General features: G+C 24.1%; 18 protein-coding genes. 3 read left to right on the top strand and 15 right to left on the bottom strand.

Features of this window, described 5'->3' with window-relative positions; all coding sequences use genetic code 11:
• Positions 1-135: 135 nt before the first annotated feature.
• The 3 genes from BN346_RS07840 to BN346_RS07830 all read right to left on the bottom strand — a co-directional run bounded on the left by BN346_RS07840 (position 136) and on the right by BN346_RS07830 (position 1,707).
• Entirely contained in the window at positions 136-609 is a 474-nt protein-coding gene (locus BN346_RS07840; protein WP_242838405.1) for a GNAT family N-acetyltransferase, read from the bottom strand.
• A 17-nt stretch (positions 610-626) separates the two neighbouring features.
• Positions 627-860 (bottom strand): DUF6199 family natural product biosynthesis protein, encoded by a 234-nt coding sequence (locus tag BN346_RS07835; RefSeq protein WP_040327660.1) that lies wholly within the window; start codon positions 858-860, stop codon positions 627-629.
• 355 nt (positions 861-1,215) lie between these two features.
• Positions 1,216-1,707: an NUDIX hydrolase gene (locus BN346_RS07830; protein WP_040327658.1), complete on the bottom strand. Its 492-nt coding sequence runs from the start codon at positions 1,705-1,707 to the stop codon at positions 1,216-1,218.
• Positions 1,708-2,279: 572 nt separating this feature from the next.
• On the opposite strand from BN346_RS07830, the gene BN346_RS07825 reads away from it, so the two are divergent.
• Both BN346_RS07825 and BN346_RS07820 read left to right on the top strand, forming a co-directional pair.
• Positions 2,280-2,759 carry a hypothetical protein gene (locus BN346_RS07825; protein WP_040327656.1) on the top strand — a complete coding sequence of 160 codons (480 nt, stop codon included), beginning with the start codon at positions 2,280-2,282 and terminating at the stop codon, positions 2,757-2,759.
• A 98-nt stretch (positions 2,760-2,857) separates the two neighbouring features.
• Positions 2,858-3,283: a hypothetical protein gene (locus BN346_RS07820; RefSeq protein WP_148361087.1), complete on the top strand. Its 426-nt coding sequence runs from the start codon at positions 2,858-2,860 to the stop codon at positions 3,281-3,283.
• A gap of 473 nt (positions 3,284-3,756) precedes the next feature.
• Here BN346_RS07820 and BN346_RS07815 read toward each other — a convergent pair whose 3' ends face one another.
• From BN346_RS07815 to BN346_RS07790, 6 genes are all read right to left on the bottom strand, one after another.
• Complete coding sequence (locus tag BN346_RS07815) at positions 3,757-4,575, bottom strand: histidinol-phosphatase HisJ family protein (RefSeq protein WP_040327652.1); 819 nt, start codon at positions 4,573-4,575, stop codon at positions 3,757-3,759.
• A 148-nt stretch (positions 4,576-4,723) separates the two neighbouring features.
• Complete coding sequence (locus BN346_RS07810; RefSeq protein ID WP_040327651.1) at positions 4,724-5,959, bottom strand: MFS transporter; 1,236 nt, start codon at positions 5,957-5,959, stop codon at positions 4,724-4,726.
• Positions 5,960-6,096: 137 nt separating this feature from the next.
• Positions 6,097-7,269: an AI-2E family transporter gene (locus BN346_RS07805; protein WP_040327650.1), complete on the bottom strand. Its 1,173-nt coding sequence runs from the start codon at positions 7,267-7,269 to the stop codon at positions 6,097-6,099.
• Positions 7,270-7,428: 159 nt separating this feature from the next.
• Positions 7,429-8,661 (bottom strand): alpha/beta hydrolase, encoded by a 1,233-nt coding sequence (locus BN346_RS07800; RefSeq protein ID WP_040327648.1) that lies wholly within the window; start codon positions 8,659-8,661, stop codon positions 7,429-7,431.
• 149 nt (positions 8,662-8,810) lie between these two features.
• A complete protein-coding gene (locus tag BN346_RS07795; protein WP_040327647.1) occupies positions 8,811-9,692 on the bottom strand; it encodes an alpha/beta hydrolase in 882 nt (293 codons plus the stop codon).
• A gap of 163 nt (positions 9,693-9,855) precedes the next feature.
• Positions 9,856-10,812 (bottom strand): Rpn family recombination-promoting nuclease/putative transposase, encoded by a 957-nt coding sequence (locus BN346_RS07790; protein ID WP_040327645.1) that lies wholly within the window; start codon positions 10,810-10,812, stop codon positions 9,856-9,858.
• A 206-nt stretch (positions 10,813-11,018) separates the two neighbouring features.
• Between BN346_RS07790 and BN346_RS07785 the strand changes: the two genes are divergently transcribed.
• Entirely contained in the window at positions 11,019-11,918 is a 900-nt protein-coding gene (locus tag BN346_RS07785) for an AraC family transcriptional regulator (protein ID WP_040327643.1), read from the top strand.
• 137 nt (positions 11,919-12,055) lie between these two features.
• Here BN346_RS07785 and BN346_RS07780 read toward each other — a convergent pair whose 3' ends face one another.
• The 6 genes from BN346_RS07780 to BN346_RS22210 form a co-directional block, all read right to left on the bottom strand.
• On the bottom strand, positions 12,056-13,804 hold the full coding sequence (locus BN346_RS07780; RefSeq protein WP_081770956.1) for an ABC transporter ATP-binding protein: 1,749 nt from the start codon (positions 13,802-13,804) through the stop codon (positions 12,056-12,058).
• Between the two features lie 28 nt (positions 13,805-13,832).
• Positions 13,833-13,958, bottom strand: coding sequence for a hypothetical protein (locus tag BN346_RS22225; protein ID WP_278245509.1), 126 nt, complete (start codon positions 13,956-13,958; stop codon positions 13,833-13,835).
• A gap of 140 nt (positions 13,959-14,098) precedes the next feature.
• A complete protein-coding gene (locus BN346_RS22220) occupies positions 14,099-14,224 on the bottom strand; it encodes a hypothetical protein (protein WP_278245508.1) in 126 nt (41 codons plus the stop codon).
• Between the two features lie 50 nt (positions 14,225-14,274).
• Positions 14,275-16,122, bottom strand: coding sequence for a radical SAM/SPASM domain-containing protein (locus BN346_RS07775; protein ID WP_040327639.1), 1,848 nt, complete (start codon positions 16,120-16,122; stop codon positions 14,275-14,277).
• Between the two features lie 328 nt (positions 16,123-16,450).
• Positions 16,451-16,573 carry a hypothetical protein gene (locus BN346_RS22215; protein WP_278245507.1) on the bottom strand — a complete coding sequence of 41 codons (123 nt, stop codon included), beginning with the start codon at positions 16,571-16,573 and terminating at the stop codon, positions 16,451-16,453.
• A gap of 297 nt (positions 16,574-16,870) precedes the next feature.
• Positions 16,871-16,993, bottom strand: coding sequence for a hypothetical protein (locus BN346_RS22210; RefSeq protein ID WP_278245506.1), 123 nt, complete (start codon positions 16,991-16,993; stop codon positions 16,871-16,873).
• Positions 16,994-17,313: the final 320 nt, after the last annotated feature.

Genomic DNA, 17,313 nt, shown 5'->3' with positions numbered 1-17,313 from the left:
TAAATTAACTCACACATCTCATTAAAAATTATACTTTTTCCTTAAAATTCCCGAAAATGTGACAAAGATAATTGTCACATTTTTACTATTTAAATATATAATAAAAGCACATGAAATTTATCATGTGCTTTTAAACTACAACTCTTTTTCAAATTCTATTTCATGTAATATAGGAATATCATAATATCCTACAAGTGATATATTAGGCTTTATTTTTCTAGCATCATTCACAGCATTTATATATATTTGTTTCATATTAAATCCTCTTCTTTGATAAAATTTTAAAGCTCTTATATTGTCATTAGTTGTTATAAGCCATATTCTCTGTAGCTTTTTATCAACAGCCATATCATAAACTTTATCTATCAAATTACTACCAATTCCATTGTTCTCATTTATACTATCAAGTGAAACAATTTCACACTCATTATTTTCTATACAATATGTTATAAGTCCTACTATTTCATTATTTTCTATGGCTACATAACCTGAAAGCTTACTCATGTTATGAACTTTTCCTTTTACTACAATTATATCTGATTCCCAACTTTTTATTATGAATTTCATTATTGCATTTCTTGAAAATTCATCTATACTAACTATCTTCACTATTATTCCTCCATAAGTTATAACAATATTTCTAATACAATTATTAATATTGTTATTATAATAATTACTAAACTGCCTATAGCTCCAAACTTTTGACGTTTTATTGCAAAATCACTGATTTCTGCATTTCTATCTTTTAATGTTTCTCTCAAGCTTTGCCTTAATGTTTCTTCTGGATTTTTAATAGCATATATACAATATGCTATTAGTGGTATCATAATTATAATTATGATAATTAACTCCATAATCATATATTCATCTCCTCCTACACTATACTTATAAAAAACCTCTAATTCTTTATGTTATATTTATTTTCATTTATAACCAATATTCAATTTATTCATAAGATTATATAACAATTTACTAAACATAAAATTATTATATGCTAGCACTCCTTGAAAATCCCAAAATATAATTTTGCCTATAATAACACCTTTCTAATATATTTATATTAATCTTACATAAATTAATATTTTCTATCTTTACACATGTACCTCCTTTATTTCTTGTAAAAATATGTTTTAATTGAATTAGGTATTATAGTTATTATTCCTATAAAAAATAAGCAGATATTACAAAAGTAAATTTGTAACATCTGCTTATTTTCTATTTTTGAATATGTAAAAGTATTTCTTGTATCTCAGGGTATTTGAATAATAATTTTTCATCTAACATTTTATTAAATTCATCAATTGAAACCCATTTAACTTCTGAAACTTCATTTTCCTGAAGATTTAATTCATTTATTTGAGCATCCTTTTTTATTAAGTAAATATCCCAAATTAAATCTGTTCTAAAAATTCTTCTTACAAAATTTAAATCTTCTTTTGAAATGTTTAAACCTATCTCTTCTTTAACTTCACGTATACATCCCTCAATTGTATTTTCCCCAGATATCATTCTTCCTGTTGTTAATCCCCACACACCAGGTAAAATTTCGCATTTTTCTGAACGTTTTTGAATTAATATATTTCCATTAGAATTAACAATCCATGCTTCCATTGCTAAATGATACTCACCTTGTTCTAATTTATCTCCTTTTTTTCTTATCTTATTAGTTTTATTACCATTTAAATCATATATATCCCAATATTCCATTTTATTATTACACCTCAATTACACATTTTTTATACTTCTAATAATTTATTCTATAAAAAAGATATTCTAAAATAATAATCAATTTTAAAATATCCTTCTATAGGGTTCCAAGCTAAAATTTTAAATACTAGCTTTCTCAAATGATACTACTAATCTTACAGTTTATTCTGATAGCATGATTGAAACCAATTAAGAACTAAGAGTGAAAAGTGAATAGTTATGGTTAATATTACTCATTTCATTACTAATATTTGAAATGGAAATATATAAAAACTACGCTTTTATATTTTTTAAATTGGAAATCCAATTTTTACATTCACTTTCAACTTTTCATTATCATCTTCTCTTCTAATTCTATAATTTCAAGACTTCTCAGTTCTTTATCTACACTATTTTACATTATAGTAAGAAATGTTAGTTCTAATATTTCTTTTTTACTTAAAGCTTCTTTATTTTCTATATTTATCTTAATTTTATCATATATATCATCACCATTATACTTTTTGATATACACTGTTTTTGCATCTTAGTGTATAATATTGTATAAATAGTATTTATATGGAGGAATTAAAATGATATTAATAAAAAGTAAGAAAAAGTGGATTATTTCTATTGCTATAATCATTTTATCAATTTGTGTTATCTACAAATTACATAGCTTCAAAACATCATTTGATGATATAATTTCAAATTTTTTTGATGACAATATAACATTTACTTCTATTTCAATAGGCTCTATTCATGATTTACATAATTTTAAATATTCTATTGACGATGAAAATAAAATTAATGACTTTATTAAATATATGAATAATCTTGAACTACATAAAAACAGTGAATCTTCTACTCACTCAAATAATCTGCCATTTGATTCTATTCTACTAATGAATGATGCAAATTCTGATTCAGTTTTTATAGACTTTTCTGATTCTACTCATATTCTAATTAATACGGAACATCGTGATCCACCTCATCAACGTGTCAATTCATGTACTTATGAAGTTGTTAATGGATCTATCGATTATGAGTACATCAATTCTTTATTTAATTAGACTTCTTATTATTCTAATTGGAGGTGTTTTTAATTTTTAAAGATTTATTTAATAAGAAAAATGAAAAATGGCTTGTTTTTATTATTATAATACTATTAATGTTATTTTCAATATATCATTTATCCACCTATAAAAAATCATTTGATGATATAGTTTATAAAGCTTTTGGTGATAATAAAAGCATTGAATATATTTCTATATATTCAATGCATAATTGTGATTATTCTAGAAATCTTATTGAAGATGATATTAAGCTTGATAAGTTTATTAAATACATGAATAGCTTAAAATTAGTTGAAAGTAAAACTTCTTATTCATATGCAGATGATAATCCTTTTGATTCTATATTTCTTGAAAACTTTACCTATGCTAATTCTATAGTTATAAATTTTTTTGATAATACACATATTTTAATTACAACAGAACATCGTGATTCACCTCATAGACGTGTAAATTCATGTACTTATGAAGTTGTTAATGGTTCAATAGACTATGACTATATAAATTCTTTATTTAACAAATAATACTAGTAAAAAAGGATGCCTAATAGCATCCTTTTTACTTTTCATTATCAATCCATTCTCTTTTTAAAATTGAATATACTGCTAGACTACAAACTCTATTATTTTTAATTTGAACTTCTCTTAAAGTTACTTCATATGTCATTCCACACTTTTGCATTACCCTTCCAGATGCTACATTATCAACATTATGTTTAGCACAAATTCTATTTAATTTAATTTCTTCAAAGTTGCAAAAATTTTATTTAGACTTTTATTTTTATGACTTGCAAACAAATACTATTTGTCACAAATATATTTAAAACTTTGTCATATATATTCATAAAGTTATACACATTTACTTTTTTTAAATTTTAATTATACTTTATATTACTGTATTCCTAAGCTGAAAATTAAATATATGTACAACTTTATAAACACTGAAAGCACAAAATCTCATTGAATATGCTTTATATTTCAATGAGTCTTAACATTAATTATATAACTTTTTTAAATTGTTTTTCATCTATACATATGAATTCGGGCTTTCTATCTCTGAATATACATACATATTTAAATCCTACATATTCTAACATTTCATATGCTTTATCAAAATCCTTACACACATCATTTGCTCTGTGAGAATCTGAACCAATTGTTATAACTTCTCCACCTAATTCTTTATATCTTTTTAAAATATCCATATTAGGGTGTATTGTATCTAAACCATATCTATATCCTGATGTGTTTAGCTCTATTCCACTTCCATTGTTTATAATATTCTTTAGTATCTCATCTAAAATACATTTATAATCACTATATATTACTTTATTGTTTTCAAAGTTTCCATATCTTATAATGTAATCTAAATGTCCATAAGAATTGAAGTTTTTAAAGTTCTTAGTAGTTTCTAACATACTTTCAAAATATCTTGTATATGCTTCTTTTTTAGTGTATCCTTCAAAGTATTTTTTATCTGGTACATTTATTTTATCTACTGAATGTGTTGAACATAATACAAAATCAAATGGATTAGAATTTACTATCTCTTCAATTTCATCTTTCACATGGTTTTGATATCCAACTTCCACACCTAGTAATATTTCTATATCCTTTTTATATTTTTCTTTATATCTATAGATAGTGTCACAGTACTCCTTGCAATTAAGACTAAATCTGTCTGTATTATACTCTAAGTGATCTGTAAATGTAATATGCTTAACACCTATTTGTATAGCTCTTTTTATAACATCCTCCATATTATCCTTCCCATCACTTGAGAAATGTGTGTGTACATGATTGTCTAATATATTCATATTTTTTCCTCCCTTTTTCTTATTTATCTTATATTTATATATTAATACATATTTGTAATGCTTAAATTAAGGTCATGTAAAATCCACGTAAAGTATTTTCTATATGTTTCTTATAAATCTATTAAATAAAAGATCCAACCCATAAAAGTTAGATCTTTGCATTAACCTTATCTATATTTAACCTATTTATATCATCAATATACGGTAATGAGTTAATAATTTTAACCTTATAATAAAAAATGCCTGTTATAATAACTGATATTGCTGAAAACATCATAGATATATTGCACGGCAAAACTTTTAAAATTACGCCACCAAATAAAGCTCCTATTGGCATAGCAATTGCAATTATTGTATCAACTGATGATAATACTCTTCCCATTAATTTAATAGGTGTAATTGCTTGAAATAATGAAGAATAAATTATGTTGTACATTCCAAAAAACATATAAGATACAAAGACAAATAAATAAGATATAAAAGTTCCACCAGTAAAAATGAAGCATATCCAAAACACACCATTCAATATTAGAAGCACTGAAAGAAGTTTTCCTGTTGGTAATACTTTTTTTACATGATTAATTATAATTGCTCCAACTATTCCACCTACACCTTTAATTGCCATAATCATTCCAAATGTTTCAGCTGCATTTATATATTGTTGCGAAAAAAATGGTAAAACTACCCCATTAACAGCATTAAAGAAATTAACAAAAATTAAAGGTGCTAAAATATAAATTAATTCACTACTTTTTATAAAAACAGCACCTTCTTTTAAATCTTTAAAATAATTTTTAATATTGTATTCTTCATCACTTTTTTCATAAGTAAATTTAATGAACCAAACTACAAATAAAGGTAAAAGAAATGCTATTAAATTAATTTTTAAAAGTGAAACTGTTGAAAATGCAACTAATAAAAATCCTGATGTTCCATTAAATATTGAATCAAAAATTTTGTAAGTTACAGATAATATAGAATTTGCTGTTACTAACTCTTCAGTTTTTACAATCTGTGGTATTATACTCTCTTCAATTGGATATGTTATATTACTCATAAATGATGATATAAAAATTGCAATTAACAACATTACTATACTTAATTTATTCCAAAATACAACTACTATCATTAAAAGTCCCAGTTGTGTGCATAATGAATTAAGTAAAATTTTTTTAGGATTTACCCTATCAACTATAGGTCCTATAAATATTAAAACAGTCTCTGGTAATAAGAATAAAAATGTTGCTATGCTTGTGTAATAAGTAGATTCTAAAGTTTTTGATGTATACCAAATAGCTACAATATAAAAAAGACTATCTGCAAAATTAATTAATAACCTTGCTACTACAAGTAATATGAAGTCCTTATTTTTATGTATCTTCATATAAATCACCTCATTTAATATCCTTATATAAATCTTATCATTATTACAGCACTCCTTATATCCCATAAACAGTTACTACTTAATTTTGAGTACTAATTATATAAAAATAGGTAGGCTTAAGAGCCTACCTATTTCTATCATATGTCATTTTTCAATTTTTTATATTCTTTATATCTATTAAAATATACTCTTACAAGTCCAGCTACCGGTATTGATATTACCATTCCTAATGCTCCAAAATAACTTCCACCAATAAGAACTGCAATAAACACCCAAACCGCTGAAAGACCTATTTTATCTCCAACTATTTTAGGTTGAATAAAATTTCCATCCACTTGTTGGTATATTAATAACAGTATTGTTCCTGTTATTGCTAAAGAAAGACTTGTAAACATTCCAAAGAAAAAAGCTAAGACAGCCCCAATTATTGGACCTACATATGGAATTATATTTGTTACACCTGCTATAACTCCTATTATTACTGCATAAGGGTGCTTAACTATCATTAATAATATTGTTGATGCTATTCCTACAATAATACAGTCCAGCAATTCACCAACTATATATCCACCAACTACATAATCTACATCATAAAAAAATGTTTTTAAAGCCCTTGATGCCTTTTTAGGTAATAACACATCTATAATTTCTTTTACCTGTTTTACAATTCTCTCCTTATCAATTAGAAAATATGCTGTTAATATCATTGTCATTATAAAATTCAATAAAAATGAAGATATATTGCTAAGTGTTATTATAATTTTTGCTAACAATCCTTCTAGTACATTTTTTAACTTATTCATAATATCTATTGATATCTTATTAGTATTTTCAAAGTGTATACTTTTAATATCAAACTTCTCAGCTATGTTAATTGCCCACTGTTTTAGCTTTGCTTGAAACATTGGTAATGCATCTATTATATCGTTAAAGTTCTCCATAAGTGGTGGCACTAAAAATTTATATATGATTATAAGTCCTAATATAATCATAAAAAATAAAATAAATATACTAATAACTCTAACTGTTTTACTATACTTATCTGCATCATTCTTCTTTAACACATAATTTAAGCCTCTATAAATCAAACCTTCAATCCATTTAATTGGTTTATATAACAAATATGAAATTATTATTGCATATATTATTGGTGATATAACCTTAATAAATCTTCTTAACTGAAAAAATAACCATGCCAAAATATCATCACCATATGCAATAGCTTTAACTGTTACAACAACAACAATAGCTATGAATATAATCATTCCATATTTTATATATCTATTATCTTTCTTTAATCTTTCAATCATCTCATTCACCTATCCATCTTTGTCTATATCTTTAATTTTAAAGTTCCCATTATTTAATAAAATTATAAACAAATACTTAAGGTAAATTTAATTATATTCACTGAACTATCCTCTAATTAATAATAATTGATTTTTTAGTTGTATCTTATATACCATATGCTATCTATCTCCTATAAGATAAATTAATCCATATGCCATAGTCTCCCCCCAATATAAATAATCATGACCACTGTTAAACCACTGAAATTTAATATCATATCCTTTAGCTTTTAATGTATTCTTTAAATTTATATTAGAATCTATCATATATTTATCTTCTAATATTCCTATATTTAAATAAAATTTAAGGGGTAACTTATTTATTTTTTTAAATTGCATACTCATATAACAATTGTTATTATCACAAATAAAATCATTAGGTTTATACCAATATGACCCTGATTCTGAAAGAATATTTCCAAACACATCTGGATATTTCAATCCAAAATAAGTTGCTGTTAATCCACCATAACTTAAACCGCCAATTATCGCATCTTGTGATTTATTAGAAATATTATAATTTCTCCTAATCCAAGGAATTAACTCAGTTGTAACATATTTCCCAAACTCATCATCACAAGTTAATTCTTCATCTCTCTTTTCTGTTGAATCAATGAATATTGAAACTATTGGAGCAATTTTTTTATAATATATAAGATTATTTAAAGTTTCTATTGCATAAAGATTATCTATGTATTCATTACCATCTGTTAAAATCATAAATGCGTATTTCTTTTTTTTATTATTATCATAACCATATGGTGTATAAACTCTAATTTTTCTTTCATCATTTAATATATTGCTTTTAAATATATATTCATCTATATTTCCTGTTGGTACACCAATTATTTTATTAGCCCAAATGTCTCTTGGTGAGTTTGGCATTATTATATATGATGCTTTACTATCCTCAATTCCATTTTTTCCTTTAAAATTCAATATATTTTTATTAAATTTATCATATGTAACTCTATTATCAAATCTATCATCCCAATCGTCATCTAATGGGTCATTAGGTGAAAAATAATACATTAATCTTATATCATTTTTTACTTTATACGTGATATACCATATATTTGTTTTCTTTAATCTTTTCATTTGAAAATCTTTATATTTATCTTTATATCTATCTTCACCTATATTAGGTACAAACAAAACACTTTCACATTCTTTATCACTTTCATATATGAATGTTAATAAGCTATTTTCATCATCCTTTTCTAATCTTTCTAATATAGGAGTTCCTATACTATTTAGCCTATGCAAAAATTTTTCCACTTCATATAATCCATTAATTCTAATTTTTTCTTCTAAATCAATAATAGTATTACTTTTTAATAAATATTTTTCCATAATAAAATAGCCCCTTTGTTTTTAATATAAGATATCTCATTGAATCCTTAAATCCTTTTGTGAATATATAATGACTGTCACTTTTAAAATAATTCTAAGTAACAGTCATTTGTTTATATATTAATACATTTAATTACTAACGTTCTTTGCTATATTAATTTAATTGCTTCATTTACTATCAATTCTGGTTTAAAACGATATATACAATGTGTAGCCCCTTTAACTTCTATGAATTTTCCATTTTGTGATACTTCCGCAATTTCCTTAATTATCTTCTGCCATGTATTCTCCATGGTTCCAGCTTCTTCTTTTTCAATTCCACATTTTATTAAATTTGAAATCATTAATTCCTTATCTCTTGTCATTACTATCATTGGACATTTATACCTTCTGTCTAACGCTCTTATATCATTAATAGTTTCATCAAGGCTAGAGTATTCTAACATCATTGTTTTGTATGTTTGTGGCTCCACTAAAAAATCCAAAATTCTTTGTTTTGATTCTTTTGATAACATCATTTGCTCTTTGCTTATTTTAGGATTAATTTCTAATATAAGTTCTTCTTTGTTTTTCTTTGATAATTGCTCCCAATTTTTAATATCTTTGCTTCTTGAAAATTTTTCTTTAATTGTTGGTAACTTGTCCATTTCTTTCTGATAAATTGTATTTGGATCTACTAAAATCATTCCAATTACTTTTTCAGGATATAATTGAGCAAAATGTTGAACACATAAACCACCAAAAGAATGACCAATTAATATAATGTTTTTTTCAATATTTTCTTTTTCTAACAACATATTTAATTCTTTTACAATTTGTCTACCCGTACGTTTTTTACATTCACTTCTGCTATTTCCATATCCTGCTCTATGATAAGCAATTACTCTAATTTTTTTAGAAAGTTCATCTATTACAATATCCCAATCACTAAAATGAGTACATATCCCCAATTCAATAACTACTGTAACTTCTCCACTTCCTTTAATACAAGCTTCTATTTTTCCTTCTCCAATATCGATTATTTTTTCCATATCATTGTCCCCTATCTTATATTCTAAACTCAATTCCCTCTTCTAAAATCTCTTATTTATTTTATCATACTCTTTTACTTATTTTTGTAAATATATGTATGATGAAATTGTTCTTTAAATGTAATTTATTATTAATCTTTATTTGATATAAAAATAAGACAGGTTAATTACCTGCCTCGGTTTCTTTTCTTATTTTTTTAACGTCTTTTATATCTAACCCCACTTTTAAAGCTATAGTTTCATCATCTAAAATATCTAATAAATTTCTAGCTAACTCTAATTTTTCTTCTTCTCTCCCTTTTTCTATTCCTTCTTCTCTTCCTTTTTGTGTATAATATTTCTTTCTTATTTCTTCTATTGTCATTTTATATACACCCCCACTTATTCTTTTATATTCATTATATTTTTCATCTAATTCTTCATCATTGATTAGAAATAAATATTCTAGAAAATCTACCAGTGCTTTTATTTGCTCATTATTTTTAACTTTATCATAATCCTTTAATTCTTCTGCCAAGTTTATTTTTGCATTAAATATGTCCTCATCTTTTGCACCTGTTTCAAGTAAAATTTTTGCCATTTTAAAAACTAATTTTAATGGATTTTCTTCACTTATCTTATTTAAATCTAATGTTTCTACATCTATAGTTTTAAAATTATATGTTAATATTTCTTTTTCTATCTCTGGTAGTTTATATATGTAACTTTTATCTTTTCCTCTACTACCTTTATATGTATAAATAGCTGCTGCTATTATTTCTGATTTATCGTTGTATTTATATCTAAACTTATCCCATATTCTGTAGAAATATCTAAACATTCGTTCTCCAAATACTTCCTTGTCACTACTATAACTTTGTACTTCTACATGAATAAATATTATTTTATTTTCATTGTTTTTTAATCTTACTTTTATTATTTTATCTGATATTATTTTTTCACTACTATCTTTATCAAAAATTTCTTTTTGTATTTCTAGTAATTCCTTATCTAAAGATTCTGTGCCTAATTCCCATGCTATCTTATCAAATAGTTCTGGAAATAATAACTCTGTGATTTCTACCTCGAATGCTTCTAGTATAGATTTCCATGCGGCATCAAAATCATGTTGTTTATTCAAATTTTTCACGTCCTTTAAATTATTATATACTTAAATATATTATATCCTAAAATATATTTTTATAACAATAAATAAAATATACATAATGACTGTCACTAAGCTAGTGTTTAATGCTTTATGCTAAATTTTAACTTATAAGTTAGTTGATTTTGACAAAACTTCTTGATACAAAATATAGTAATATAATATTGGAAGGAGGGATTAACATGGATTATCTAAATACTATACTTGAAGCAACAGAGTTTATTCATCAAAATTATACTGAAAATATTTTAGTTGCTGATATAGCTGAATATGTATATCTTTCACCATCTTATTTTTCAATGGTTTTTAGAATTATTACAGGTTATACTGTGAAAGAGTATTTAAATCAATATCGTTTATACAAAGCAGCAATTGCACTCAAAGAAACTGATAAAAAAATCATCTTTATAGCCTTTGAGTCGGGATTTTCATCTCAACAATCACTTACAAAAAAATTTGTAAAACAATACAAACTTCCACCAGCACATTTCAGAAAAATAAATCCACCTATTAATCCATTTCCTCCTGAAAATATATTCATGGAAAGAGGTATAATTATGGATTTAAAACACTGCTTTGAAAATGTAAAATTTATCACAAAGGAAAGTTTCCTAGTAGTAGGAATTGAAACTGACATTGACTATAATCTAGGTACTAATAATATAGGAAATTTATATGATAAATGGAATAATGAAAATTTAGTAGAACTAATTCCTGATCAAATAAACTATCCAGTAGTATATGGAATGACTCATGAATCAGATGAAAATGACACAGCAAAATATATGATTGGTGTAGAAGTTTCCACATTAAAAAACTTACCTTCTGGCTTCATTGCTCGTAAATTTGACACCTGCGAATATGCTGTATTTGAAACTACCCTAGATATGGAAACTAGCGGAGAATTTTGGAGATACTTTTATAAAACATGGTTATCTGAACAAAATCTAAAACAACCTCAATCTATTTGTACCAAAAATAAAAATATCTATACAAAACTTCCTAACTTTGAAGTCTATGATGTTAACTTTAAAGATGAAACATCCAAAATTCAAATTTACGCACCCATTATAAGAAAATAAAAAGTTATAAAAAGAACCTTCTTGCTCAGAAGGTTCTTTCAATTGTTCTTCAAAAGTATATTCTTTAAATATATTTAATAACTTCTATTAAAACAACTAATAAATGTTTTAAATTTCATTCTTTATATCATTTAATTTTATAATCCATACTTATATAAATTATAAAATAATCCTTTTTTATTTATTAAATTATCAAAACTATCATATTCAGCAATAATTCCATCTGACATTACTATTATTTCATCATACTTCTTTAACAGTGTTGCATTTAATTTATGGGTAACTACAATACTTGTCAGTTTATCAATTTCTAAAATTAAATTTTCAATATTGCAGGTATTTTCATTGTCTAAATTTGATGTAGCTTCATCTAATATGATAATAGGTGTATTTCTTATTAATGCTCTGGCTATTGCTATTCTCTGCTTCTCTCCTCCTGAAAAATTCATACCACTTTCTAAAACCTTAGAATATATTCCTTCTTCAGAATTATTAACTATACTATTTAGCCCAACTAAATTTGTCACATCTATAACTTCTTTATCTTCAAATTCTTGAAACATTGTTATATTATTTCTAATATTATCATCAAACAACATAATATTTTGCCCAATCAAGCACACATTATTATATAAACTTTTCTTATCTATATTTCTTAATTCATTATCATCTATTAGTATATGCCCGCTATAATTTTCATAATAATGCATAATTAATTTTATTAAAGTAGACTTTCCACATCCACTTCTTCCAACTATGGCATATTTTTTTCCTGACTCAAAATCAAAACTAAAATTTTTTATAACATCATTTTTCTCATTATAACTATAACTTATATCTTTCAAACTAATCGTATTTATTCCATTTATATTTACCTTGTTAATAGCTATATCATTATCTATATTCAAAATGTCATTTATTCTATTTTTTATACTTTTTACAGATTTATATTGAACCATGTATTGCGATAAATGTTCTATTGGGTTTGATACATAATTAGATATTTGCATGATTCCTAATAAAATACCCATATTTATATAATTTTTATAAATTAAATACACTGATAAAACTAATTGAATAACTGCTGTCAAATAATTTAAAGTACTCATTACTGCTTGTACTAACGATTCACTTTTCCTTAACTCTAACAGTTTCCCCTCTGTTTTACAATTGATTTCTCTAAACTTTTCCCCAACCCTCTCTTCTGCATTAAATGTTTTTATTATATCAAATCCATTAAAAATATCTTTTATATTTAAATTGAATTTTTCTAAGTGATCCATATATATCTTTCTCTTTTGTGACAAATTGTTTCCTATAAAATAAGAAACAACTATTGGAAGAAGATTGATAAAAAGAGTAGCCGTTCCTAATAAAGCATCATAAAATATCATTGTTACACCAGCTATGAAAGCTAGCATATAAGATGCAAAAATAGTTGGCAATAAACAAAAGTATTTTTCTTCTATTAATTTCACATCATTATTTAGGATAGAAATATATTTTGCACTATTGTCTTCATTAAATGAATTAATATTTTTATTCATAATACAAGAATACAAATCATTCTTTAACATATTATTACATCCATTTAAATACTTTGCCTTTGATCTTTCACTATAATAACTTGATATAAAATAAAATATAACAAAAAATAGACCATATATAAATAAATTTTTAATACTACCAAGACCTTCATTAACTAAAACATCATATAAACTTTTCATAAAAAATGACCATAATACTATAGCTACAGAACAAAAAAATTCATACATCATCCATTTTATAAGTAAATATTTATTCTTTTTAAAGTATTCATTCACACACATAACCTTTTTCTCCAAAATTAATATAAATTTTAGAAGTATACAAAATGCTATTTGCATTTTGTATACTTTAATGTCTTATGATTTTTTAGCCACAACTTCCGCCGCCTTTAGTTATACCACATGCTACCCTCATCTTTAGTTCTTCAGGGGTTGATTCTAATATATCTAAATCAATTTCAGATATATCAATATTTAAAATTTCTTCTAACATTCAAAATCCTCCTTTCATACTTTTATTTAATAGATATAAATAAAAAAATATTTCTTGTATACTATTGAAACTTTTATTATAAAAATTATTTAAGTAGCTATTAAGATTTTAATAAATATACTTTGCTTTTTTATTGTTTGTTAACCACAACTTCCGCTACCTTTATTTATACCACAGGCTACTCTCATCTTTAGTTCTTTAGGGGTTGATTCCAATATATCTAAATCAATTTCAGATATATCAATATTTAAAATTTCTTCTAACATTCAAAATCCTCCTTTCATATTTTTATATAATAAATAAAATATTCAAAATACTAGCTATATATATTGAAAATTTTATTATAAACATCCTTTAAACATCCTTTAGCAATAATATCAGTTAGAATAATATCAACAACTTCTTTTAATTCATTACATGTATCTCTATTATTTTTTTTGGTTGCTAAATTCCAACTACATGGTTTACAAAACATTCTTACCCAACAATGATTACATTCACAATTTTCAGTCTTTTTTAATTTTGACAATTCAAATACACATAAATCATATAAATTATTCTCATATTTATTATTACTATATTTAGCCAAACAAAATTTATCTTTATATATGAATCTGTGGCATGGATATAATGCTCCATCTGGAGTCATAGTTATACTAGTATATCCAGCTACACAACTATTTTCCATTTCCTTATTAGAATTAATAATTTTTTCTATAATATTGTATATGATACTTACTTCTGATGAATTTAATTTGCTTTTATCTTCTTGAAACTCTCTTACATCATTAATAATCTTATGTATATAATCACCAAACCCCTTTCTAGAAGGAATTAACTCACTTGAGCTACAATCTTCACAATCGGCAATGTAAACAGAATTAATTTTAAAATTTTCCATTATAGAATTTTGCACATCATTTCTAGTAACTCCATTCTTTTGATGTATAGAAGTATATGTTGATTCTGCCATTCCTACATTAATTCCATTCTCTTTTAATCTTTTTACATTCTTATAAACTAAATCAAATGTACCCTTATTATTTTTATCAACTCTTAACATATCATTAATAAGTTTAGGTCCATCAATACTTACTGTAAGAGTTATATTATATTGTTTAATTATATTTATTAATTCCTCAGTTATATAAGTACAATTGGTAACCATATAAAATTCTGGCATTATATCCAAAACTTTTGTTTCATATAATTTTAAAACTAAATCACATATTATTTTAATTGTTTTAGGATATATACTAGGTTCACCTCCAAAAAATAATATTTCTTCTATACTATAAATACCTTGTCCTATAATAAGTGCATTCAAATAGTTTATAGCATCCTCTGGTACCATATGAGAAATACTATTTCCATATGTACCTTCATCCGCATAACAATATTTACATTTTAAGTTACAACCATTTTGTATTATAATTTCTAGTCTTTTAATGATTCTATTTTCTGTGTATTTATTATAATTAATAACATTATATTGTAATTTTGATCCAAAGTACTTAAATAGAAACTCTCTCAAAATAATACCATATAGTTTATGTTCATTTTTTTCGTAATATTTTAACTGCAATTCTCTTAATTTTATTGCTTTATCATAATCAATATTAGCAACTGTTCCAGTTGGCGCATAATATAATACTGCTTTATTTCCAGCAGTAACAATATGCAAATTACCATCATCACATTTCATACAATCACTATCATAAGTTATTTTAACATCTTTTTCTAATTCTCCTTCATTGTAACATCTGCACAAATAAGACCTAGAATCAATAACTATAAATAGCATTGGATGTTTATACCCTAACTTACAAGCCACCTCAAAAAGTTGTTCTTGAAAATCATCATCTATATTAGAAAATGCTAAAACTCTTTCATCATTGCAAACTAAATGTGTATGTACTAAAATATATACATAGTCATTTTCTATAAAATATTTCAAACTAGCTAATAACATTTTTTTATCAAATTTTAATTGATAATCACTATCTTTAGTAGACTCCAACTCTAACTTTAAACACTCACAAAATTCTATTTGATAATCTTTATTTAAAACACCTTTTATCAAATAGGCTTTTTCTAAACAATCTTTGTCAACTGATTTACCAATTTCAATTATATATTTATGCGGATCAAATATTTTATACATAACTATCCCCCTCATCTAATTTTGTCTAAATTTTATAGACAGATAATAAACTTTTTATAGAATAAAATTAACATACTATATTGGAACACTATAAAATTAGCTTTTTAATACGTTTGTTTACTAGATTATAAAATATGGTTTCTTTTAACATTATTTAATTGTAATATCTGTAATATTTATAATAAATTTGTATTTTTATAATTATGTTACATTTATTATATGTTATTGTTTCTTTTTTTTCAATTCCTATATTCAAATAGTTACAAGTTATTAACAAATATGGATATAATAATTATAATATGCAACATATAAAAGTCTATTATGTAGATTATTTGTACAATATTGTAAATAAAGAACTATTTATTAACAAATCTGTAATTGGCCTATATAAATCATTTTCTAACATTTCTTTTTCAGTAATTTTAATAAAATCTAACAAAACATATCCCATTTATTTTCTGCTAAGCACAAATTATTCCACCTCATTTCCTATTTATAACCTTATATCTATTCTATGAATTATTTACCAATACATCCTTATTTTGTATTTTATAACATTAATCTATATAAATATATACTAAAAGACCTCATAATTTTGATACAGTTGTATACTCATAAAAATTCATATTACTCCAAAATCCTTTCCAGCAACTTATCCATAAATTCATCCCACCTATTTCCTTAATCCTCCAGTCATAATAAAGTTGTAAAAAATTAGGCTTAACACTAATTTTCAATTTTAATATTTTCACTCAAATGTTTGTGCTTCAAATAAAATACATTCAATATTTAATAAGTTTTTATCTTTATTTTTATCATGATTTTTGATATGTAATACAAGTTTTTTATTAAAATCTAATAATCTATTCATTTAAAGTTTTATTAGAGAATTTCATGGATTTTTCTTTGAAATCTTTACAGAATATCATTTGATCCTCTCTCTATTCATTATCAAGAAACAGGAATTATTTAAATTAATATTTCTTTGAGATTTTTATGAATAACTTTTTAAATAATTCCTGTTTCTTGGAATACTGCTATTCTCATTTAATATTTGAATAATTTCATTTTTCAGCTTGGAATCCTATAGTTAGTGTACTTGAAAGTAAATATTAAAACTAGATTTCCAGTTCATTTAATGATTTTTATTAAATTTTCAGGACAAATTAGTTGAATACTATATAAAAAAAC

Origin of the sequence: Clostridium ihumii AP5 (genome assembly GCF_000612845.1) — a bacterium.
In the GTDB taxonomy this organism is placed as follows: Bacteria; Bacillota; Clostridia; order Clostridiales; family Clostridiaceae; genus Clostridium_J; species Clostridium_J ihumii.
Note: the sequence above shows the minus strand (reverse complement) of the source record. Positions and strands in the feature narration are given on the sequence as shown.

Excerpts from the sequence above, each read along its gene's own strand:
- BN346_RS07835 (WP_040327660.1), bottom strand. The coding sequence starts at position 860 with ATGATTATGGAGTTAATTATCATAATTATAATTATGATACCACTAATA.
- BN346_RS07830 (WP_040327658.1), bottom strand. The coding sequence starts at position 1,707 with ATGGAATATTGGGATATATATGATTTAAATGGTAATAAAACTAATAAG.
- BN346_RS07825 (WP_040327656.1), top strand. The coding sequence starts at position 2,280 with ATGATATTAATAAAAAGTAAGAAAAAGTGGATTATTTCTATTGCTATA.
- BN346_RS07820 (WP_148361087.1), top strand. The coding sequence starts at position 2,858 with ATGTTATTTTCAATATATCATTTATCCACCTATAAAAAATCATTTGAT.
- BN346_RS07815 (WP_040327652.1), bottom strand. The coding sequence starts at position 4,575 with ATGAATATATTAGACAATCATGTACACACACATTTCTCAAGTGATGGG.
- BN346_RS07810 (WP_040327651.1), bottom strand. The coding sequence starts at position 5,959 with ATGAAGATACATAAAAATAAGGACTTCATATTACTTGTAGTAGCAAGG.
- BN346_RS07805 (WP_040327650.1), bottom strand. The coding sequence starts at position 7,269 with ATGATTGAAAGATTAAAGAAAGATAATAGATATATAAAATATGGAATG.
- BN346_RS07800 (WP_040327648.1), bottom strand. The coding sequence starts at position 8,661 with ATGGAAAAATATTTATTAAAAAGTAATACTATTATTGATTTAGAAGAA.
- BN346_RS07795 (WP_040327647.1), bottom strand. The coding sequence starts at position 9,692 with ATGGAAAAAATAATCGATATTGGAGAAGGAAAAATAGAAGCTTGTATT.
- BN346_RS07785 (WP_040327643.1), top strand. The coding sequence starts at position 11,019 with ATGGATTATCTAAATACTATACTTGAAGCAACAGAGTTTATTCATCAA.
- BN346_RS07780 (WP_081770956.1), bottom strand. The coding sequence starts at position 13,804 with ATGCAAATAGCATTTTGTATACTTCTAAAATTTATATTAATTTTGGAG.
- BN346_RS22225 (WP_278245509.1), bottom strand. The coding sequence starts at position 13,958 with ATGTTAGAAGAAATTTTAAATATTGATATATCTGAAATTGATTTAGAT.
- BN346_RS22220 (WP_278245508.1), bottom strand. The coding sequence starts at position 14,224 with ATGTTAGAAGAAATTTTAAATATTGATATATCTGAAATTGATTTAGAT.
- BN346_RS07775 (WP_040327639.1), bottom strand. The coding sequence starts at position 16,122 with ATGTATAAAATATTTGATCCGCATAAATATATAATTGAAATTGGTAAA.
- BN346_RS22215 (WP_278245507.1), bottom strand. The coding sequence starts at position 16,573 with ATGGGATATGTTTTGTTAGATTTTATTAAAATTACTGAAAAAGAAATG.
- BN346_RS22210 (WP_278245506.1), bottom strand. The coding sequence starts at position 16,993 with ATGAATAGATTATTAGATTTTAATAAAAAACTTGTATTACATATCAAA.